General features: G+C 65.3%; 16 protein-coding genes and 1 pseudogene. 14 read left to right on the forward strand and 3 right to left on the reverse strand.

Annotated elements, in window-relative coordinates:
* Nucleotides 1–8 precede the first annotated feature (8 nt).
* Both rimM and trmD read left to right on the forward strand, forming a co-directional pair.
* Nucleotides 9–527 carry a ribosome maturation factor RimM gene (rimM, locus tag ABQE44_RS07450; protein WP_448428977.1) on the forward strand — a complete coding sequence of 173 codons (519 nt, stop codon included), beginning with the start codon at nucleotides 9–11 and terminating at the stop codon, nucleotides 525–527.
* The gene (gene trmD / locus ABQE44_RS07455; RefSeq protein ID WP_448428979.1) at nucleotides 527–1,204 is read left to right on the forward strand and encodes a tRNA (guanosine(37)-N1)-methyltransferase TrmD; all 678 of its coding nucleotides are present in this window, start codon (nucleotides 527–529) and stop codon (nucleotides 1,202–1,204) included. Before rimM ends, trmD begins: the two co-directional genes overlap by 1 nt.
* On the opposite strand, the gene ABQE44_RS07460 is transcribed toward trmD, so the two are convergent.
* Entirely contained in the window at nucleotides 1,201–2,148 is a 948-nt protein-coding gene (locus tag ABQE44_RS07460; RefSeq protein ID WP_448428981.1) for a serine hydrolase, read from the reverse strand. The genes trmD and ABQE44_RS07460 overlap by 4 nt on opposite strands.
* A gap of 303 nt (nucleotides 2,149–2,451) precedes the next feature.
* Here ABQE44_RS07460 and rplS point away from each other — a divergent pair, with 303 nt between their 5' ends.
* The 6 genes from rplS to ABQE44_RS07490 all read left to right on the forward strand — a co-directional run bounded on the left by rplS (nucleotide 2,452) and on the right by ABQE44_RS07490 (nucleotide 7,372).
* Nucleotides 2,452–2,793, forward strand: a complete 342-nt coding sequence (rplS, locus tag ABQE44_RS07465; RefSeq protein ID WP_448408461.1) for a 50S ribosomal protein L19 — start codon at nucleotides 2,452–2,454, stop codon at nucleotides 2,791–2,793.
* 51 nt (nucleotides 2,794–2,844) lie between these two features.
* The gene (lepB, locus tag ABQE44_RS07470) at nucleotides 2,845–3,669 is read left to right on the forward strand and encodes a signal peptidase I (RefSeq protein ID WP_448428983.1); all 825 of its coding nucleotides are present in this window, start codon (nucleotides 2,845–2,847) and stop codon (nucleotides 3,667–3,669) included.
* A 26-nt stretch (nucleotides 3,670–3,695) separates the two neighbouring features.
* Nucleotides 3,696–4,436 (forward strand): ribonuclease HII, encoded by a 741-nt coding sequence (locus tag ABQE44_RS07475; RefSeq protein WP_448428985.1) that lies wholly within the window; start codon nucleotides 3,696–3,698, stop codon nucleotides 4,434–4,436.
* Nucleotides 4,437–4,511: 75 nt separating this feature from the next.
* Nucleotides 4,512–4,817: a DUF2469 domain-containing protein gene (locus ABQE44_RS07480; RefSeq protein ID WP_078020019.1), complete on the forward strand. Its 306-nt coding sequence runs from the start codon at nucleotides 4,512–4,514 to the stop codon at nucleotides 4,815–4,817.
* 257 nt (nucleotides 4,818–5,074) lie between these two features.
* On the forward strand, nucleotides 5,075–6,148 hold the full coding sequence (locus ABQE44_RS07485; protein WP_448428987.1) for an NAD(P)H-dependent amine dehydrogenase family protein: 1,074 nt from the start codon (nucleotides 5,075–5,077) through the stop codon (nucleotides 6,146–6,148).
* Between the two features lie 27 nt (nucleotides 6,149–6,175).
* Entirely contained in the window at nucleotides 6,176–7,372 is a 1,197-nt protein-coding gene (locus tag ABQE44_RS07490) for a cytochrome P450 (RefSeq protein ID WP_448428989.1), read from the forward strand.
* Here the strand turns inward: ABQE44_RS07490 and ABQE44_RS07495 are convergent.
* Nucleotides 7,369–8,682, reverse strand: coding sequence for a TetR/AcrR family transcriptional regulator (locus ABQE44_RS07495; RefSeq protein ID WP_448428991.1), 1,314 nt, complete (start codon nucleotides 8,680–8,682; stop codon nucleotides 7,369–7,371). The two genes, ABQE44_RS07490 and ABQE44_RS07495, sit on opposite strands and share 4 nt — an antisense overlap.
* 231 nt (nucleotides 8,683–8,913) lie before the next feature.
* Here ABQE44_RS07495 and ABQE44_RS07500 point away from each other — a divergent pair, with 231 nt between their 5' ends.
* From ABQE44_RS07500 to ABQE44_RS07515, 4 genes and pseudogenes are all read left to right on the forward strand, one after another.
* Nucleotides 8,914–10,026 carry an ABC transporter substrate-binding protein gene (locus tag ABQE44_RS07500; RefSeq protein WP_448428993.1) on the forward strand — a complete coding sequence of 371 codons (1,113 nt, stop codon included), beginning with the start codon at nucleotides 8,914–8,916 and terminating at the stop codon, nucleotides 10,024–10,026.
* A 59-nt stretch (nucleotides 10,027–10,085) separates the two neighbouring features.
* Nucleotides 10,086–10,997, forward strand: coding sequence for an SDR family oxidoreductase (locus ABQE44_RS07505; protein WP_448428995.1), 912 nt, complete (start codon nucleotides 10,086–10,088; stop codon nucleotides 10,995–10,997).
* 19 nt (nucleotides 10,998–11,016) lie between these two features.
* Nucleotides 11,017–12,312, forward strand: a pseudogene (locus tag ABQE44_RS07510) (aldehyde dehydrogenase family protein).
* 89 nt (nucleotides 12,313–12,401) lie between these two features.
* A complete protein-coding gene (locus tag ABQE44_RS07515) occupies nucleotides 12,402–13,670 on the forward strand; it encodes a cytochrome P450 (protein WP_448428998.1) in 1,269 nt (422 codons plus the stop codon).
* Nucleotides 13,671–13,852: 182 nt separating this feature from the next.
* Here the strand turns inward: ABQE44_RS07515 and ABQE44_RS07520 are convergent, their stop codons facing one another.
* On the reverse strand, nucleotides 13,853–14,515 hold the full coding sequence (locus tag ABQE44_RS07520) for a TetR/AcrR family transcriptional regulator (RefSeq protein ID WP_448428999.1): 663 nt from the start codon (nucleotides 14,513–14,515) through the stop codon (nucleotides 13,853–13,855).
* Between the two features lie 205 nt (nucleotides 14,516–14,720).
* Here ABQE44_RS07520 and ABQE44_RS07525 point away from each other — a divergent pair, with 205 nt between their 5' ends.
* Together ABQE44_RS07525 and ABQE44_RS07530 are read left to right on the forward strand one after the other, a co-directional pair.
* Complete coding sequence (locus ABQE44_RS07525) at nucleotides 14,721–15,509, forward strand: spirocyclase AveC family protein (RefSeq protein ID WP_448429001.1); 789 nt, start codon at nucleotides 14,721–14,723, stop codon at nucleotides 15,507–15,509.
* 108 nt (nucleotides 15,510–15,617) lie between these two features.
* Nucleotides 15,618–16,358 carry an HAD-IIA family hydrolase gene (locus ABQE44_RS07530; RefSeq protein WP_448429237.1) on the forward strand — a complete coding sequence of 247 codons (741 nt, stop codon included), beginning with the start codon at nucleotides 15,618–15,620 and terminating at the stop codon, nucleotides 16,356–16,358.
* Nucleotides 16,359–16,360 lie beyond the last annotated feature (2 nt).

Consider the following 16,360-nt stretch of genomic DNA (forward strand, 5'->3'; position numbering starts at 1 on the left):
ACGCTTCCATGGACCTGGTTGTCGGGCGGGTCGCCAAGGCGCACGGCGTCGCGGGCGAGCTCGTCGTCGAGGTCCGCACCGACGATCCCGACGAGCGGTTCGTTCCCGGTGCGTCGCTGCGCGGCCGGTCCGCCAAAGGCGGATCCGAACAGCGCTACGAAATCGAATCGGTGCGTCCGCACGGCAATCGGCTGCTGGTGCGCCTCGTCGGGGTGAGCGACCGCAACGGCGCAGACGCATTGCGGGGCACCCTTTTCCTGGTGAACGCAGCCGAACTGCCGCCCATCGATGACCCCGATGAGTTCTACGACCATCAACTCGAAGGGTTGGCTGTCCGCACCGCCGACGGCGCGCACGTCGGGGCGGTCGCCGAGGTGCTACACACCGCCGCAGGCGAACTGCTCGCGGTACGCGACGGCGACCGGGAGGTACTGGTGCCGTTCGTGAGCGCGATCGTGAGGTCGGTTTCGCTGGCCGACGGTGTGGTCGAGATCGACCCGCCCGAGGGCCTGCTGGAGCTGGGCTGATGCGCATAGACGTGGTGACCATATTTCCCGACTATCTCGACCCGCTGCGACAATCGTTGCCCGGCAAGGCGATCGAGGCCGGCATCGTGGAGTTCGCGGTGCACGATTTGCGGCGCTGGACCCACGACGTGCACCGGTCCGTCGACGACACGCCCTACGGCGGTGGTCCCGGCATGGTGATGAAGGCTCCGGTCTGGGGTGATGCGCTCGACGAAATCTGTTCGCCAGAAACGCTTCTGGTGGTGCCGACCCCGGCAGGTCGGCTGTTCACCCAGCGGGATGCGCAACGTTGGAGCGCCGAGAAGCACCTGGTGTTCGCTTGCGGGCGCTACGAGGGCATCGACCAGCGCGTCGTAAAGGATGCAGCGCGCCGGATGCGGGTGGAGGAAGTGTCGGTCGGTGACTACGTTCTACCCGGCGGTGAATCGGCGGCGCTGGTGATGATCGAAAGCGTCGTGCGCCTGCTGCCCGAGGTTCTGGGCAATCCCGCGTCACACCAAGAAGATTCGCATTCCGACGGCTTGCTGGAGGGGCCCAGCTACACCCGGCCACCGACCTGGCGCGGCCTCGACGTGCCCGAGGTTCTGCTGTCGGGGGATCACGCCAAGATCGCGGCCTGGCGCCGCGAGCAGAGCCTGCAGCGCACGCGGGAGCGGCGCCCGGACCTGCTCGACTAGTTGATCCGGCCGCCGGGGAACATCGTCTTGACGGCCTCGGTGATGGTGTTGCGCGCGGTCGCGTCGTCGGTGGGGTGCATCGAGCCGATCGCCATCACGTAACGTCGGTCCGACCCGATCACGCCCGTCGACAGGTGCACCCAGTTCCCGGCGTCCCAGCAGCAGAACCAGCCCTGTTTGACCGCGACGGGTTCGGCGTAGAGCCCGTCGGGGATGCCGAACCGCTGCGGATACACGCCGCCGGGTACGGTGCCGTCCGGTGCGGTCGGGGTGTGCTCCGCCAGGGCGGACAGGATGATGTCGGCCTGCTCGGACGGCAACCCGCCGGCGCCGGAAAGCAACATGTCGTAGTAGCGGACCAGGTCGGGCGTCGTGCTCAAGGTGTTGTACCAGCGCCCGTTGTAGGGCGCGGTGGTGGCGTTCAGGCCGTAGCGGTCCTTGATCCGGGCGATGACGTCACTGCCGCCGCTGCGGTTCCAGAAGACCTCGGCCGCGCTGTCGTCGGACGCCCGCAACATGACGTCGAGGGACTCGCGGTCCTCGGGGGACAGTTGCGTCTTGCCCTCGGCCACCTGCAACAGCAGGTCGTCGGCGATGAACACCTTGACCACCGATGCGATCGGCATCGCCATGGCGTTGCCGTTGGAGACCACCTGACCGGTGTTGCGATCGAGCACGGTGACCGTGATGTCTGCGCCGGCCGCGGCAGCGGCCGCGGTGGCCTGCTGGGTCCGCTCTTGCAGCCCCTCGAACGACGCGGGGAGTTCGCCGGGCGGGGCTTCCGGGAGCGGAGCCATACGGCCCTGCGGCGCGATGACGACAACGGGAGCTTCGGCGGGCGGGGGAGGCGTGCCATACACCTTGGCCTCGCATCCCGAACACCCGAGCACCGCAACGCTGGCCGCCGCTAGCGCCGTGACCAGGTTTGACGGCAACCGTCGCATTGCCCTCCTTCGCGGCTCGCCCGCACCATCGGCACCCATCTGAGCGCCATACCCGCTGTCAGGCAGCCTAACCGCGACGGCGCCCAACTGCTCGGCCGACATCGCCGCGTCCCGGCGACCTGGCCACGGCATTCACCGGATTTCAGAGATCCGACGACCATCTGGCACAATTGAGCAGTTGTCTGTGCAGGCTGGTTCTGCCCACTGCGAGATACACCCCATACGCCCGATCCATCGGCTCGGCCACGCGTCGCAACGGCGACCGCGGCGCGCCGGCAGCCCGACAGCAAGGAAGTGTCACCGATGAACACGCTGGACTTCGTCGATCAGACGTCGCTGCGCGACGACATCCCGGACTTCGGCGCCGGCGACACCGTCAATGTCCATGTGAAGGTCATCGAGGGCTCCAAGGAGCGCATCCAGGTCTTCAAGGGTGTCGTCCTGCGCCGTCAGGGCGGTGGCGTCCGCGAGACCTTCACGGTGCGCAAGGAAAGCTACGGCGTCGGCGTCGAGCGGACCTTCCCGGTGCATTCGCCCAACATCGACCACATCGACGTCCTCACCCGCGGCGACGTGCGCCGCGCCAAGCTCTACTACCTGCGTGAACTGCGCGGTAAGAAGGCCAAGATCAAGGAAAAGCGCTGACGTCGCGTCGGCGACATCCGCTGTCGAAAGCGCGCTGGCTACCCTGATGCGGTGACCGGACCCACTGCGCCCGACGGATCGTCGGCCGAGCCCGAACTCGACAACACCGACTCCGACACCGACTCGGGGAACGAGAAACCCAAGAAGAAGCACGGCGCGCTGCGGGAATTCGCGATTCTCGTCTCGATCGCACTGGTCCTCTACTACGTCATGTTGACGTTCGTCGCGCGGCCGTACCTCATTCCGTCGGAGTCGATGGAACCCACGTTGCACGGCTGTCCGGGATGCACCGGCGACCGCATCATGGTGGACAAGATGACCTACCGGTTCACCGAACCCGAACCCGGCGATGTCGTGGTGTTCAAGGGCCCGCCGAACTGGAACATCGGCTACAAGTCGATCCGGTCGGACAACACCGCGGTGCGCTGGGTGCAGAACGCGTTGTCGGTCATCGGGTTCGTCCCGCCGGACGAGAACGACCTCGTCAAGCGCATCATCGCAGTGGGCGGGCAGACCGTGCAGTGCCGTGAGAGCACCGGGCTGACGGTGGACGGCGAACAACTCGACGAGCCGTACCTGGACCGCGAGACGATGAACGTGCCGGATCCGAACTTCTACAAGTGTCTGGGCCCCGAGTTCGGGCCGGTGACCGTGCCCGAGGGCAGGCTGTGGATGATGGGCGACAACCGCACGCATTCGGCCGACTCGCGGGCCCACTGCACCAACACGCCCGCCGACGCGCAGCGTGGAATCCTGTGCACCGGTGACCCGAAGGCAGGCACCGTGCCGGTGGACAATGTCATCGGTAAGGCGCGTTTCATCGCCTGGCCGCCGTCGCGGTGGGGCGGCGTGGGAAGCCCGAACCCGCAGACCTGAACCCCGACGCACTAGGAGAGTTACTGTTGCCGCCGACATGGCCTCCGCGAACGGTGATCCGGAAATCATCGGGCCTGCGGACGCTGGAGTCCGCCCTGTACCGAAGCGGCCTCGGGCCGGTGGCCGGCGTCGACGAGGTCGGTCGCGGGGCGTGCGCGGGCCCGCTGGTGGTCGCCGCGTGTGTGCTCGGGCCCAACCGGCTGGAGAGCCTGGCGGCCCTCGACGACTCCAAGAGGCTCAACGCCAAGGAACGCGAGCGGCTCTTTCCACTGATCCGCCGTTATGCGCTGGCCTACCACGTGGTGTTCATCCCGTCTGACGAGGTGGATCGCCGCGGGGTCCACGTCGCCAACATCGAGGGCATGCGCCGCGCGGTGGCGGGCCTGTCGGTGCGGCCCGGATACGTGCTCTCCGACGGGTTCCGGGTGCCCGGCCTACCGACGCCGTCGTTGCCGGTCGTGGGCGGCGACGCGGCCGCGGCGTGCATCGCGGCGGCCAGTGTGTTGGCCAAGGTCAGCCGGGACAGGCTGATGGTCGAAATGGAAGCCGAGCATCCCGGCTATGGCTTCGCCGACCACAAGGGCTACAGCACGCCGGCGCACAGCGCGGCGCTGGCCGAACTCGGGCCGTGCCCCCAGCACCGCCACTCGTTCATCAACGTGCGCCGGGTGGCCACCAGGACGGGCATCAAGGTGGTCACCGAGTTGGTGACCGGTGGAGCATCAGGTGACGGGGGTGAGCCGGAGCAGTGCATCGAAGTCGGGTAATGGGAGAATTGACGAATACCGGATGTGCGACGAGCGCACGTGCCGGTGGGACCGATATGAAGGACAGCTGAGCTGATGAGTGCCGAAGATCTCGAGAAGTACGAAACCGAGATGGAGCTCTCGCTCTACCGCGAATACAAGGACATCGTCGGGCAGTTCAGCTACGTCGTGGAGACCGAGCGCCGCTTCTACCTCGCCAACAGCGTGGAGTTGGTGCCCCGCAACACCGACGGTGAGGTCTACTTCGAACTGCGGCTGGCCGACGCTTGGGTGTGGGATATGTACCGGCCCGCGCGCTTCGTCAAGCAAGTACGGGTGATCACCTTCAAGGACGTCAACATCGAAGAGGTGGAGAAACCCGAGCTGCGCCTGCCCGAGTAGCAGGCCCCGCCTTTCCGGGTTCGACCTGAAGTTCGCTCCGCGTTGACGAAGGGATTCGTGCCCGGCACCCTCCTTTTGGAGTGCCGCACAGAATGCCTCCTCGTAATGACCACGGTTGGAATAGCGGCTACTATTATGAGAAGCCAGAACAAAAATTAGGTTATAGTCGGTCGGCGTGCGCATCCTTCGACATGGCTTGGCCTGACCGCGAACGCTCCGTGATCGCGTGCGAACGTCCTTGAACGACAGGAGGGCTCGTGACCTCACCGCTGCGAACCGTGGTCTGGTCGACCGGAGGTGTCGGTGCGATCGCGATCGACGCGATCCGTCGCAGGCCGGACCTCGAACTCGTCGGGGTCTGGGTGCACTCCGAGGAGAAGATTGGCAGGGACGCCGGCGAGTTGGCCGGCGGCGCTCCGATTGGGGTCGCGGCCACCAACGACGCCGACGCGCTCATCGCCTTGCGGCCCAGCTGCGTGGTGTATGCCGCCAGCGGACCCGAACGTGACGCCGGCGCGGTGCCCGACTACCTGAAACTGCTCGCCGCGGGCATCAACGTGGTGACGACGACATCGACGACCCTGGTCTATCCGCCGGCCTACTCCTCGCCTGACTGGCGCGATCAGTTGGAGAAGGCCGCGAGGGCGGGCAATGCCTCGTTATACGCCTCCGGCATCTTCCCTGGGTTCGGCTCGGACCAACTCGCGCTGCTGCTGGCGACACAGAGCAAGAAGATCCGGTGTCTGAAGGTCACCGAAATCGCGCTCAACGATCACTATCCGGTCGCCGACATCATGATGAACGGGATGGGCTTCGGGCACCCACTCGACTTCGAACCGATGCTCAAGACACCAGGATTCATCGAAATGGCCTGGCGAGCACCCATTCACCTGGTGGCGGCGGGTCTCGGCGTCGACGTCGAAGAGGTCCGAGGCGACATGGACCGCTGTCTCACCGATCGGGACATCGAGGTGGCGTTCGGCACGATCAAGGCGGGGACGTGCGGTGCGGTGCACACCAGGGCCGCGGGTGTGGTCGACGGCCGCGAAGCCATCGTCGTCGAGCACATCATCCGGATGGCGCGCGACGTGGCGCCAGATTGGCCGACATCGGAGTTCGACGCGACCTACCGCGTCGACATCGAAGGAGATCCCGCCATCCACTGCGCGATGAACCTCGGTGCGGCCGAAGGTCACGGTGCGGGGCACGCCGCGATGACCGCGACCGCAATGCGGGTGGTCAACGCCATTCCCTACCTGGTCGATGCCCCCGCTGGCCTGCTGAGTTCGCTGGACCTGCCGAACACCTTGCCGCGTCACGCTTTCGAGTGAGCGGATCGCAACCACGAGGAGTCATTGATGACCGGCGCCAACACCGTCGAACTGTACTACGACCCTTTCGATTTCGACATCGACGATGATCCGTACCCGATCTGGAAGCGGATGCGCGACGAGGCGCCGCTGTATTACAACGAGAAGTTCAACTTCTACGCGTTGAGCCGCTACGACGACGTCGCGCAGGGACTACACGACTGGGAGACCTACCGCTCGGGCAACGGCACCACGATGGACGTCATCATGAGCGGCGTCGAGGTGCCGCCGGGGGTGATCCTGTTCGAGGATCCGCCACTGCACGACATCCACCGACGCTTGCTGTCAAAGGTGTTCACGCCGCGGCGGATGGAGGCCATCGAACCACTGACCCGCGAATTCTGTGTACGCGCGCTCGATTCGCTGGCCGACGCAACATGTTTCGATGTCATCGGTGACTTCGGGGCGCTGATCCCGATGCGGACGATCGGTTACCTGCTCGGTATACCGGAGCAGGCCCAGCAGCAGGTACGCGACAACACCGATGCGGCGATCGGGTTGACGGAGGGAAGCTTTCAGTCGGTGTCGGCGGCCACCTTCGAGAACGCCTACCAGTTGTTCGCCGACTACATCGAGTGGCGCGCCGAGCACCCGTCCGACGATCTGATGACGCAACTGCTCAACGCCGAGGTGGAAGAGAACGGGCGGATGCGGCCGCTGTCGCGCATCGAGGTGTCGACCTACACCAGCATGATCGCCGGCGCCGGCAACGAAACCACCACCCGGCTGATCGGGTTCATCGCAGAACTACTCGCCGAGCATCCCGATCAGCGGCGCGAACTCGTCGACGACTTTTCCCTGATCCCGCGGGCGATCGAAGAGGTGCTGCGTTATCAGGCACCGTCGCCTGTGCAGGCCCGCTACGTCGCCCGCGATACCGAATGTCATGGGCAGACAATCGCAGAGGGTTCAGTGATGTTGTTGCTCAACGGATCTGCCAACCGAGACGAGCGACGCCATCCAAACGGCGAGGTCTTCGACATCCACCGCACCGGATCGCACCTGTCGTTCGGGCAGGGGCTTCATTTCTGCCTCGGTTCGTCGCTGGCCCGGATGCAGGCGAGGGTCGCGCTCGAGGAGATGCTGCGGCGGTGGCCGGAGTGGGAGGTCGACTACGACGACGCCGCGATGGCGCACACCTCGAGCGTGCGGGGATGGGGCAGGCTGCCGATCACCGTCGGCTAATGCGTCTGCGCCGAGCGCACCGTGACCCCGCGCAGCAGCGTGTCGCGGAGGTGGATCTGCGATGCGCGGGTGCCGAGCTCATGCAGAAGGTTCTCCGGAATCCAGGAAACGCCGATGACGATTCGCGCCAGCATCTCGTTCGACGGGGCATCGATCGTGATCTCACCCGACTTGATACCTTCGGCGAGTAGAGCTTTCATCTGCCGGACGCGCTTGGTGAACAACCAGGCGATGTTCTGGGTGTCGGGCGGCGACTGGCGCATCCACGCGAGTTGGATACGGAACTCGTCGGCGAAGTGGGCAAGGGCGTTGGTGTGAATCCAGCTCAGCGCGTCGAGCTTCTCGATGGCCGACGAGTCCGAGCGCAGCACGCTGGTCCATCCCACCTCGGCGACCTTCTCGCCGAACGACTGCATGATGGACGCCAGTAGTTCTTCTTTCGAGCCGATCAGCCGGTACACCGTTCCGGTGCCCAGGCCCGCCGCTGATGCGATATCGCGGATCGTGGTGACCTCATAGCCTTTTCGCCCGAACTCTGTGCGTGCGACGGCGCGCACGTGTGCGCCCTTGTCGTTGGGTGCGGCCTCGTTCTCTTCGATCCACGACTTCACCGCGTCATCGGCGGCGATGAAGGCGGGGGAGCGGTCGAGATCGGTATCACTGGGCGGTACGGTCGCCAAGCCCTCCAGCAGGATTCGGCACAACGTGGCCGCAACTTTGTTGGCGCCTGCACGGTGCCGGATGACGTCGAGCCCGACCTGTCGCATCGACTGCACGATCCGGTCGGCGAGGATCGACAGGTCGACGTCCGGCCGCAGGTAGCCGTTCCACCGGGCGGCGCGCAGCGTCTGCACCATCGCCTCCAGGATCGCCGCAGGGCGCTGCTGGGCCAGCGCGGCGAGTTCGGGGTTGGAGGTCGGGGCTTCGTAGAACGTCATTTGCAGCGCCGCGCTGTGTGTCACCGCACACTGGGCGATCGCCGCGCCCAACTCCACGATCCGGTCGAAGGCCGACAGTGACGTCGGATCGTCGAGGCGTCTGAGGGCCTGTTCGGCGATGCGGTCAAGATCGTCGTGGTAGCGCCGAAGCAACTCGACGAGGATCGCTTCCTTGGACTCGAAATGGTGATAGAGGCTGCCCGGCAGAATGCCGGCGGCATCGGCGATTTCCTGAAGTGATGTCCGCAGACCGGACGTCGCGATGAGCGACGCCGCCGTCTGTAGGATCTCGGTTCGGCGGGTGCCGTCGTCGTAGGAATGGCCCGCATGCGCCGCGAGGTCAGGCTTCGGCGTCACGCGAAGACGCCCCACAGCACCTCCAAGTTCCGCTCCCGTCCATCGGTTTGGTCCATATGACCCAAAGTTTGGTCAAGGTTAGCAGAACGGGGTCACCCGGCGGCTTCCGCGCAACCGGTGTAATGAACTGGTAGAGGTGGTCGTGGCGGCCGAGATGTGCTCGACCGGTCGCGGACGATTGACCCTGGTGGCCACCCTCGCTAATGTCTGAACAAAAATTAGGTCTACCTGGTCGACGGAGGTTTCATGCCCTACGAGAGCACCGCAGAGCCGATCAAGTTGGGGTATCTCATGGACTTCAAGCTGCCCGACGCGTATCCGCAGGAGATGAAGGAAGACCTCGCTAACCCCTTTGAGCTGATTTTCGCCGAGGCGGCCGAAAACGGAGTGATCGACCGGCCGATCCAGATCGTGTACCGGGAGGTCGAAGGGCTTCCCAAGGGGTCGGTCAAAGCGGTCATCGACGCGTATGGCGAACTCGTCGACGAGGGGTGTCTCGCGGTGTTCGGTCCGCACATCACTGACAACTGCGAGCCGACCCGCGAGGCCATCGAAGAGCGGTTCCGGGTTCCGGCGCTCAGCGTCACCGGCAGCGACGCCTGGCTGGGGGAGTGGACGTTTGCGTTTCCGCAGGGGTCGTTGACCGACGAACCGATCTTCTGGGCGGACCTGTTGGCCAAGGGCGGCCACACCGAGGTCGGCGTGCTCATGGAGCAGTCGCTGATCGGCGAGACGTACGTGAAGAACTTCCGAAGCGCGTGTCGTCGCAAGGGAATACGGATCGTCGGCGAGGCGACGATCGCGCAGACGGCGCAGGACGTCTCGGCCGCGCTGCGCACCCTGCACGAGGCCAAGGCGCAGGCCGTCGTGCACGCCGGCTTCGGCTTCGGCATCGTCTACGTCAACCCCGCCCTGGAGGAACTGGGTTGGGATCCACCCAGGTTCACCAGCACGGCCTTTCAGAACGCGTGGATCAACCCGATCATGTGGAACGCGTTCATGGGTTGGACGGGCGTCGACCAGTACGACGAGGGCAACGCCGTCGGTCAGCGGTTCCTCGACAAGTACCAGGAGAAGTTCGGCCGCCGACCGCAATACTGTGTGCCCGTGGTGAACTGCGACGTCGCCACAGCGTTGCTCCGCGCGTGCACCGATGCGCATCCGCTGAGCCCACGGGGGGTCAAGGAGGCCCTGGAGCGCGTCAAGATGGTGCCCGCCGCCGCGGGGGCGCCGGGAACCCGGGTGTCCTTCGGTAACTGGACCCGCCGCGCCTGGATGGGCGCCGGATATCTGGTGGCCCGAAGACTCGACGCCGACGGCGCCACCTCTCATCTTGTCGACCGCTTCGGTGAGGAGTGACGCTCTGTCAATCATTCCAAGCTGTAACCAACATCTGTCCCGTGTAAGGGTCGGGGGCGATGAGTCTCGGCGAAGAACTGATCCCCGCTGAACCGCGCAGCGTAATCATCACGGGCGCCTCCAGGGGCCTCGGGCTGGCGTCCGCATCGCACCTGTACCGGCAGGGCTGGCGCGTCGTAGCGGCCATGCGGTCCGTCGACGCCGGTATGCAACGCCTGCGTGAGGCGACGGGTGCGGCACCAGACGATCCGAACCTGATCGGCGTAACCCTCGACCTCACCGACGCCGCATCGATCACCGCGGCCGCGAAGGCGATCGACGAGGCCGTCGGCGCACCGTACGCGCTGGTGCACAACGCCGGAATCTCCGCGGCCGGGATGGTCGAGGAGACCCCGGTCAGCTTGTGGGAGAAGATGTTCGCGACCAACATCTTCGGTCCGGTCGCGTTCACCAAGGCGCTGCTGCCTGCCATGCGTAAGGCCGGACGCGGTCGGATCGTCCTGGTGTCGAGTCAAGGTGGGCTGCGCGGGATGCCCGCCACCGCACCGTATTCGGCCGTCAAAGGCGCGTTGGAGCGGTGGGGTGAGTCGATGGCGGCCGAGGTGGCCCCGTTCGGCATCGGGGTGACGATCCTGGTGACCGGTACTTACGACACCGAGATCATCACCGATGCGGGAACCACCGACTGCCGCGACCTCGACGGCCCCTACGCCCCGCATCACGCCACGATGGACAAGCGCGGGCGGGCCGCGATGCGGATGGCCGCACGATCGCCGGCGAAGTTCGCGGCGGGCCTGGCCAAGGCGCTCGACAGCTCGAAACCGTTCGTCAAGAAATCGGTGGGGCCCGACGCGCGACTGCTGTTGATCGCCAACCGGGTGATGCCGCCCGCCGCACTGCACCAGATGATCCGGTTGATGATGGGCATCCCGGGCTTCGGCGCGCTCCGAGGAAGTAGAGACCATGGCTGACGTTGTTTTCGAATCGAAGATGATGATCGACGGCAAGCTCGTCGACGGCGAGGTCGGCACCTTCACCAACATCAACCCGGCGACCGAAGAGGTGCTCGGCAAGGTGGCCGACGCGTCGAAATCCGATATGCACCGCGCCATCGACGCCGCGCGCCGCGCCTTCGACGAAACCGACTGGTCGACGAACCATGCGTTGCGCCAGCGGTGCCTGTTGCAGTTGCAGGTGGCGCTGGAATCGGAGCAGGAAGAACTGCGCGAGGAGCTCATCCTCGAGGCGGGATGTCCGCGCGCCATCACGCACGGGCCGCAGCTCGATGCGCCGTTGTCCGATGCGCTGAGGTACCCGGCCCGGTTGATCGACGAATATCCCTGGGAGACCTCGCTTGGCGATGCGCTGGTCTCGGTCACCGGGGTCAACACCACCCGCAAAGGCCTGCTCATCGCGGAGAACACCGATATCCCACCGGGTGTGGTGAACGTCGTCACGGCATCGGATCACTTTGTCGGTGAGGAACTCACGCTATTACCGAAGGTGGACTTGATCTCGTTCACCGGGTCGACGGCGGTCGGTCGGCGGATCATGGAAAAGGATGCCGCGACGATGAAGCCGCTCTTTCTGGAACTCGGCGGGAAGTCGGCGACCATCGTGCTCGAGGGCGCGGATTTCGCGGTCGGCTGCATGGACGGGCATCGCACCGTGCATGCACGCCGGTCAGGGCTGCGCAAACCCCACGCGGTTGCCACTACCGCGCTCGCGCTACGACGAAGGTGTCGAGATCCTGCGGGGCATATACGAAGGTGTCGCGGCCGGCCATCCGCAGGATCCCGGTACGCTGTGCGGTCCGGTGATCTCCGACAAACAGCGCGGCCGCATCCGCGGCTACATCGACAAGGGCGTCGAGGAGGGCGCAACCCTGCTCGTCGGGGGGAGCCGAGGTCCCCTACGGTATGGATAAGGGGTTCTTCGTCAAGCCAACGCTTCACCGACGTCGACAACGCGATGACCATCGCGCAGGAAGAGATCTTCGGACCCGTGCTCGCGGTCATTCCCTTCAACGACGAGGACGACGCAGTACGCATCGCCAATGACAGCCCGTACGGTCTGGCCGGCAACGTCATGGCCGGAACGCTGGACCGCGCGCTTTCGGTGGCCCACCGGCTGCGGGCCGGCTTCATCGGTTTGAACGGCACCGCCAGCTATGGCGCCGACACCCCGTTCGGCGAATACAAGGCCAGCGGCATCGGGCGCCAGAACGTTGTCGCCGGGTTCGACCAATACACCGAGGCCAAGTCCGTCGCCTACCCCGCCGGCTGAGAGGGACGCGTTGCAGCCAGCGCCGACAACCTCGACCAAATCATGAACGTCAATGACGCGTATGCGACCCAAGCAACCAGGAGTGTCTTGTGACCGATTTCGAAACCGTCGACTTCTTCACCGACGAAGCGCTCGTTCCCGACCCCTACCCGTACTTCGACTATCTGCGGTCCAAATGCCCGGTCGTGCAGGCGACCCCGTTCAACGTGTTGGCCGTCACCGGATACGAAGAGGCGCTGGCAGTGTACAAAAACTCGAGTTTCTCCTCCTGCGTCTCGGTGGCCGGACCGTTCTCCGGCATGCCTTTCGGCCCAGGTGAGTCCGACGACGTCACAGAGCTGATCGAGCAGCACCGCGCCGCGGTGCCGATGGCTGAACACATCACGTCGCAGGATCCGCCGTTGCACACCCTGACCCGGGGCCTGTTGAACAAACTCATCACACCCAAGCGCCTGAAGGAAAACGAAGACTTCATGTGGCGGTTGGCCGACCAGCAACTCGACACCTTCCTTGACAAGGGCAGCTGTGAATTCCTGTCCGCCTACGCCAAACCGTTCTCGCTGCTCGTCATCGCCGACCTTCTCGGTGTGCCAGTCGAAGACCATGAGGAGTTCAAAGGGGTCTTCGCGCTGGAAACGGTCGGCGAATTGGGCAAGGAGGCGCCCACGTCGCACAACCCGCTGGAGTGGCTCAACGAGAAGTTCTACGCCTACATCGAGGACCGCAGACGCTCGCCGCGCCAAGACGTGCTGACCGAGCTGGCACACGCCAAGTACGAAGACGGGTCGACCCCCGAGGTCGAGGACGTCATGAACGTCTCGACCTTCCTGTTCGCGGCCGGTACCGAGACGACGACGAAACTGGTCAGTTCGGCGGTGCGATTCATCGCCGACAACCCCGGCTACGAGAAAAAGCTCCGCGACGACCGCAGCGCGATTCCGGCGTTCCTCGAAGAGACCTTGCGGATGGAGAGCCCGGTCAAATCCCACTTCCGGATGGCGCGCACCACCACGAAGGTCGGCGAAGTCGAGGTACCGGCGGGCACCACCGTCATGCTGCTCCCCGGCGCGTGCAACCGCGACGAACGGAAGTTCGCAGACCCGCACACATTTCGGGTGGACCGCCCGAACGTGCGTGAGCAGATCGCGTTCGTCCGCGGCATCCATTCCTGCCCGGGCGCACCCTTGGCGCGTGCGGAAGGGCGCATCTCGTTGAACAGGATCCTCGACCGGATGAACGACATCACGATCTCCACCGAGCATCACGGCCCGCCGGAGAACCGCAACTTCACCTTTGAACCGACGTTCATCATGCGGGGCCTTTCCGAACTGCACATCACGTTCACACCGATCGCCTAGATCAGCGAGCAGACGGAGAATGTTCCGAAACGCTGGCCAAACTCAAGACTCTGCGTCTGCTCGGCAGAGAATAGGAGTACGAAAATGAGCGGAAAGCTCGACGCCAAGGTCGCTTTCATCACCGGGCGGCACATCCGCGTCGATGCCGGCTCACTGCTGAAGTGGCCGAACGGGCCGGGCGGTTAGGGCCGGTGCAGGAAGCCGTGCAGGATCGCCTGCACGAGTTCGTCGACGATCGCCTCCCGCGACGGCGGCCGGTTGCCGAAGAAGGTCGAGCGCAATGCGACCATGCCGACGATCATCGCCACCGTCGAGTGCGCGGGCAGATCCGGCTGGCGCGAACGCATTCCGCGTAGCTGCATACCCTCGGCGCTGATCTCGCCGAGCAGCGTGAGGGCGCGTCGGATGTCGGCGATGCCCGCGCTTTCGACCTCGTCGTCGCTGAGCCCGTCGGAGGCGACCAGCGTCAGCAGCAGGCCCCGGTGTTCGACGAGCACATCGTAGAGTTCGCCGACGAATTGCCGGGTCAGTTCCTCTTCCGTGGTCTTGTCGGGAATGACGGTCTGCCACGTCTTGCCGAAGTCGTCGACGAAGTTCGTGAATGGCAGCACCAGCGCCTCGCGGAACAACCCAGCCTTGGAGCCGAAGTGGCGGAACAACAGGTACTCGGTGACGCCGGCGGCTTCGGCGATTTCGCGGGTCGTCGTCGTGCGGTAGTCCCGGCGCGCGAACAGCTCGCGGGCGGCGTCGAGCAGGAGCCGACGCGCCTCGCCGCGGGGGCGCCGGGTGGCCTGACCCGTCGCCGCGGAGCTGGTCTGCTTCTTGGCCGAACGCCGCTGGGACACGGATTCTCACTTTCTGGACCGCGCGGGGAAGCGGCTGACGACATAAACGATAAACGTCCTTGACCAAACCTATATAATAGTGTCGACTATTACACATGGGTCAACTCATCATGCTCGGAACATTGTTCGGGCTGATCATCTTGATTTTCGGCGTGGTGATCCATTCCGATCCCGAGGCTCGCGGCAACGTCAACGGGGACCGCCGATGACCACCGAGCTGACGCCGGCCCTGATCGCCGGGCTGTCGTTCGCCTATGTCGGCGGTGTGTTGTTTCTTGCCTACGGCGTGTTTCTGAGCATCCGGCGTGGCCGTCTGCACCCGCTACTGCTGGTCTCGATCTCCGCCATCTCGTTCTCGTGGATCGAGGCGCCCTACGACTGGGCGGTGTACGCCCAGTTCCCGCCGGCGCTGCCACGCATGCCGTCCTGGTGGCCGCTGAACATGACGTGGGGCGGTGGTCTGCCGTCGGCCGTACCCATCGGCTACATCGCCTACTTCGTGCTGCCCGCGGTGATCGGCGCCGCGCTCGGGCGGCGGATCATCCGTCGGTTCAACTGGCGCGCACCGCAGACCCTGTTGGCCGTCGGGCTGATCGTCGGGTTCTGTTGGGCGCTGCTGTTCAACGGGTTCTTCGGCCCGCGGATGGGTATCTTCCACTACGGCTACATCATTCCGGGGCTCGGCTTGTTCGAGGGCAGCAAGTTTCAGTACCCGCTGTACGACGCGCTCGCGATGGGTGTGCAGATGATGGTCTTCAGCTACCTGCTGGGCCGGACCGACTCCGAAGGCCGCAACGTCATCGACATGTTGGCGGACAAGGTGTCCAAGACCCGTGTCCAGTCGACGATCGTCTCGGTGACCGCGGCCATCGTCGTCGGGCACGCGGTCTACGGCGCGGTGTTCGCGCCCCATCTCGTGACCAAGCTCGCCGGGTACGTGACCTCAGGACCGTCGGAACAGCTGTTCCCCGGGGTACCCAACCAGCCGAGATAGCCGTCGTCGGCGCGGTTTTCGCAAAGGGCGTCGCGTTGCGACCCGCCGCAATCTCAAAACTGTCAGACTGATCGGGTGCGCACCCCACCGAAGTGCTGGCTCACCGACATGGACGGTGTGCTGGTCCGTGAAGAGCACGCGTTGCCGGGCGCGGCGGAGTTCCTGCAACGCCTGATGGATCGCGAGCGGCCGTTTCTGGTGCTGACCAACAACTCCATCTTCACGCCGCGCGACCTGTCGGCGCGGCTGTTGCGGTCGGGGCTGACGGTGCCGGAGCGGGCGATCTGGACGTCGGCGCTGGCCACCGCCGCCTTCCTCAACGACCAGCTGCCCGGCGGGTCGGCCTACGTCATCGGTGAGGCGGGTCTGACGACGGCGCTGCACGAGGTCGGCTACACGCTCACCGACATCGAACCCGACTTCGTGGTGCTCGGCGAGACCAGGACGTACTCGTTCACCGCGATCACGAAAGCCATCCGGTTGATCCTGGCCGGTTCCCGATTCATCGCCACCAACCCCGATGTCACCGGGCCATCGGCGGAGGGTCCGCTGCCGGCCACCGGATCCGTCGCGGCGATGATCACCAAGGCCACCGGCCGCGAGCCGTACTTCGTCGGCAAGCCGAACCCGATGATGTTCCGCAGCGCGCTGAACCGGATCGAGGCGCACTCCGAGAGCACCGTGATGGTCGGCGACCGGATGGACACCGACGTCGTTGCCGGGATCGAAGCCGGGTTGGAGACCATCCTGGTGCTGACCGGGTCGACGACCCCCGATGAGGTCGAGCGCTATCCCTTCCGGCCAAGCCGGGTACTGCCGTCGATTGCCGAGGCAGTCGAGTTGGTTTGACA

This window comes from Mycolicibacterium sp. XJ2546 (genome assembly GCF_053483195.1).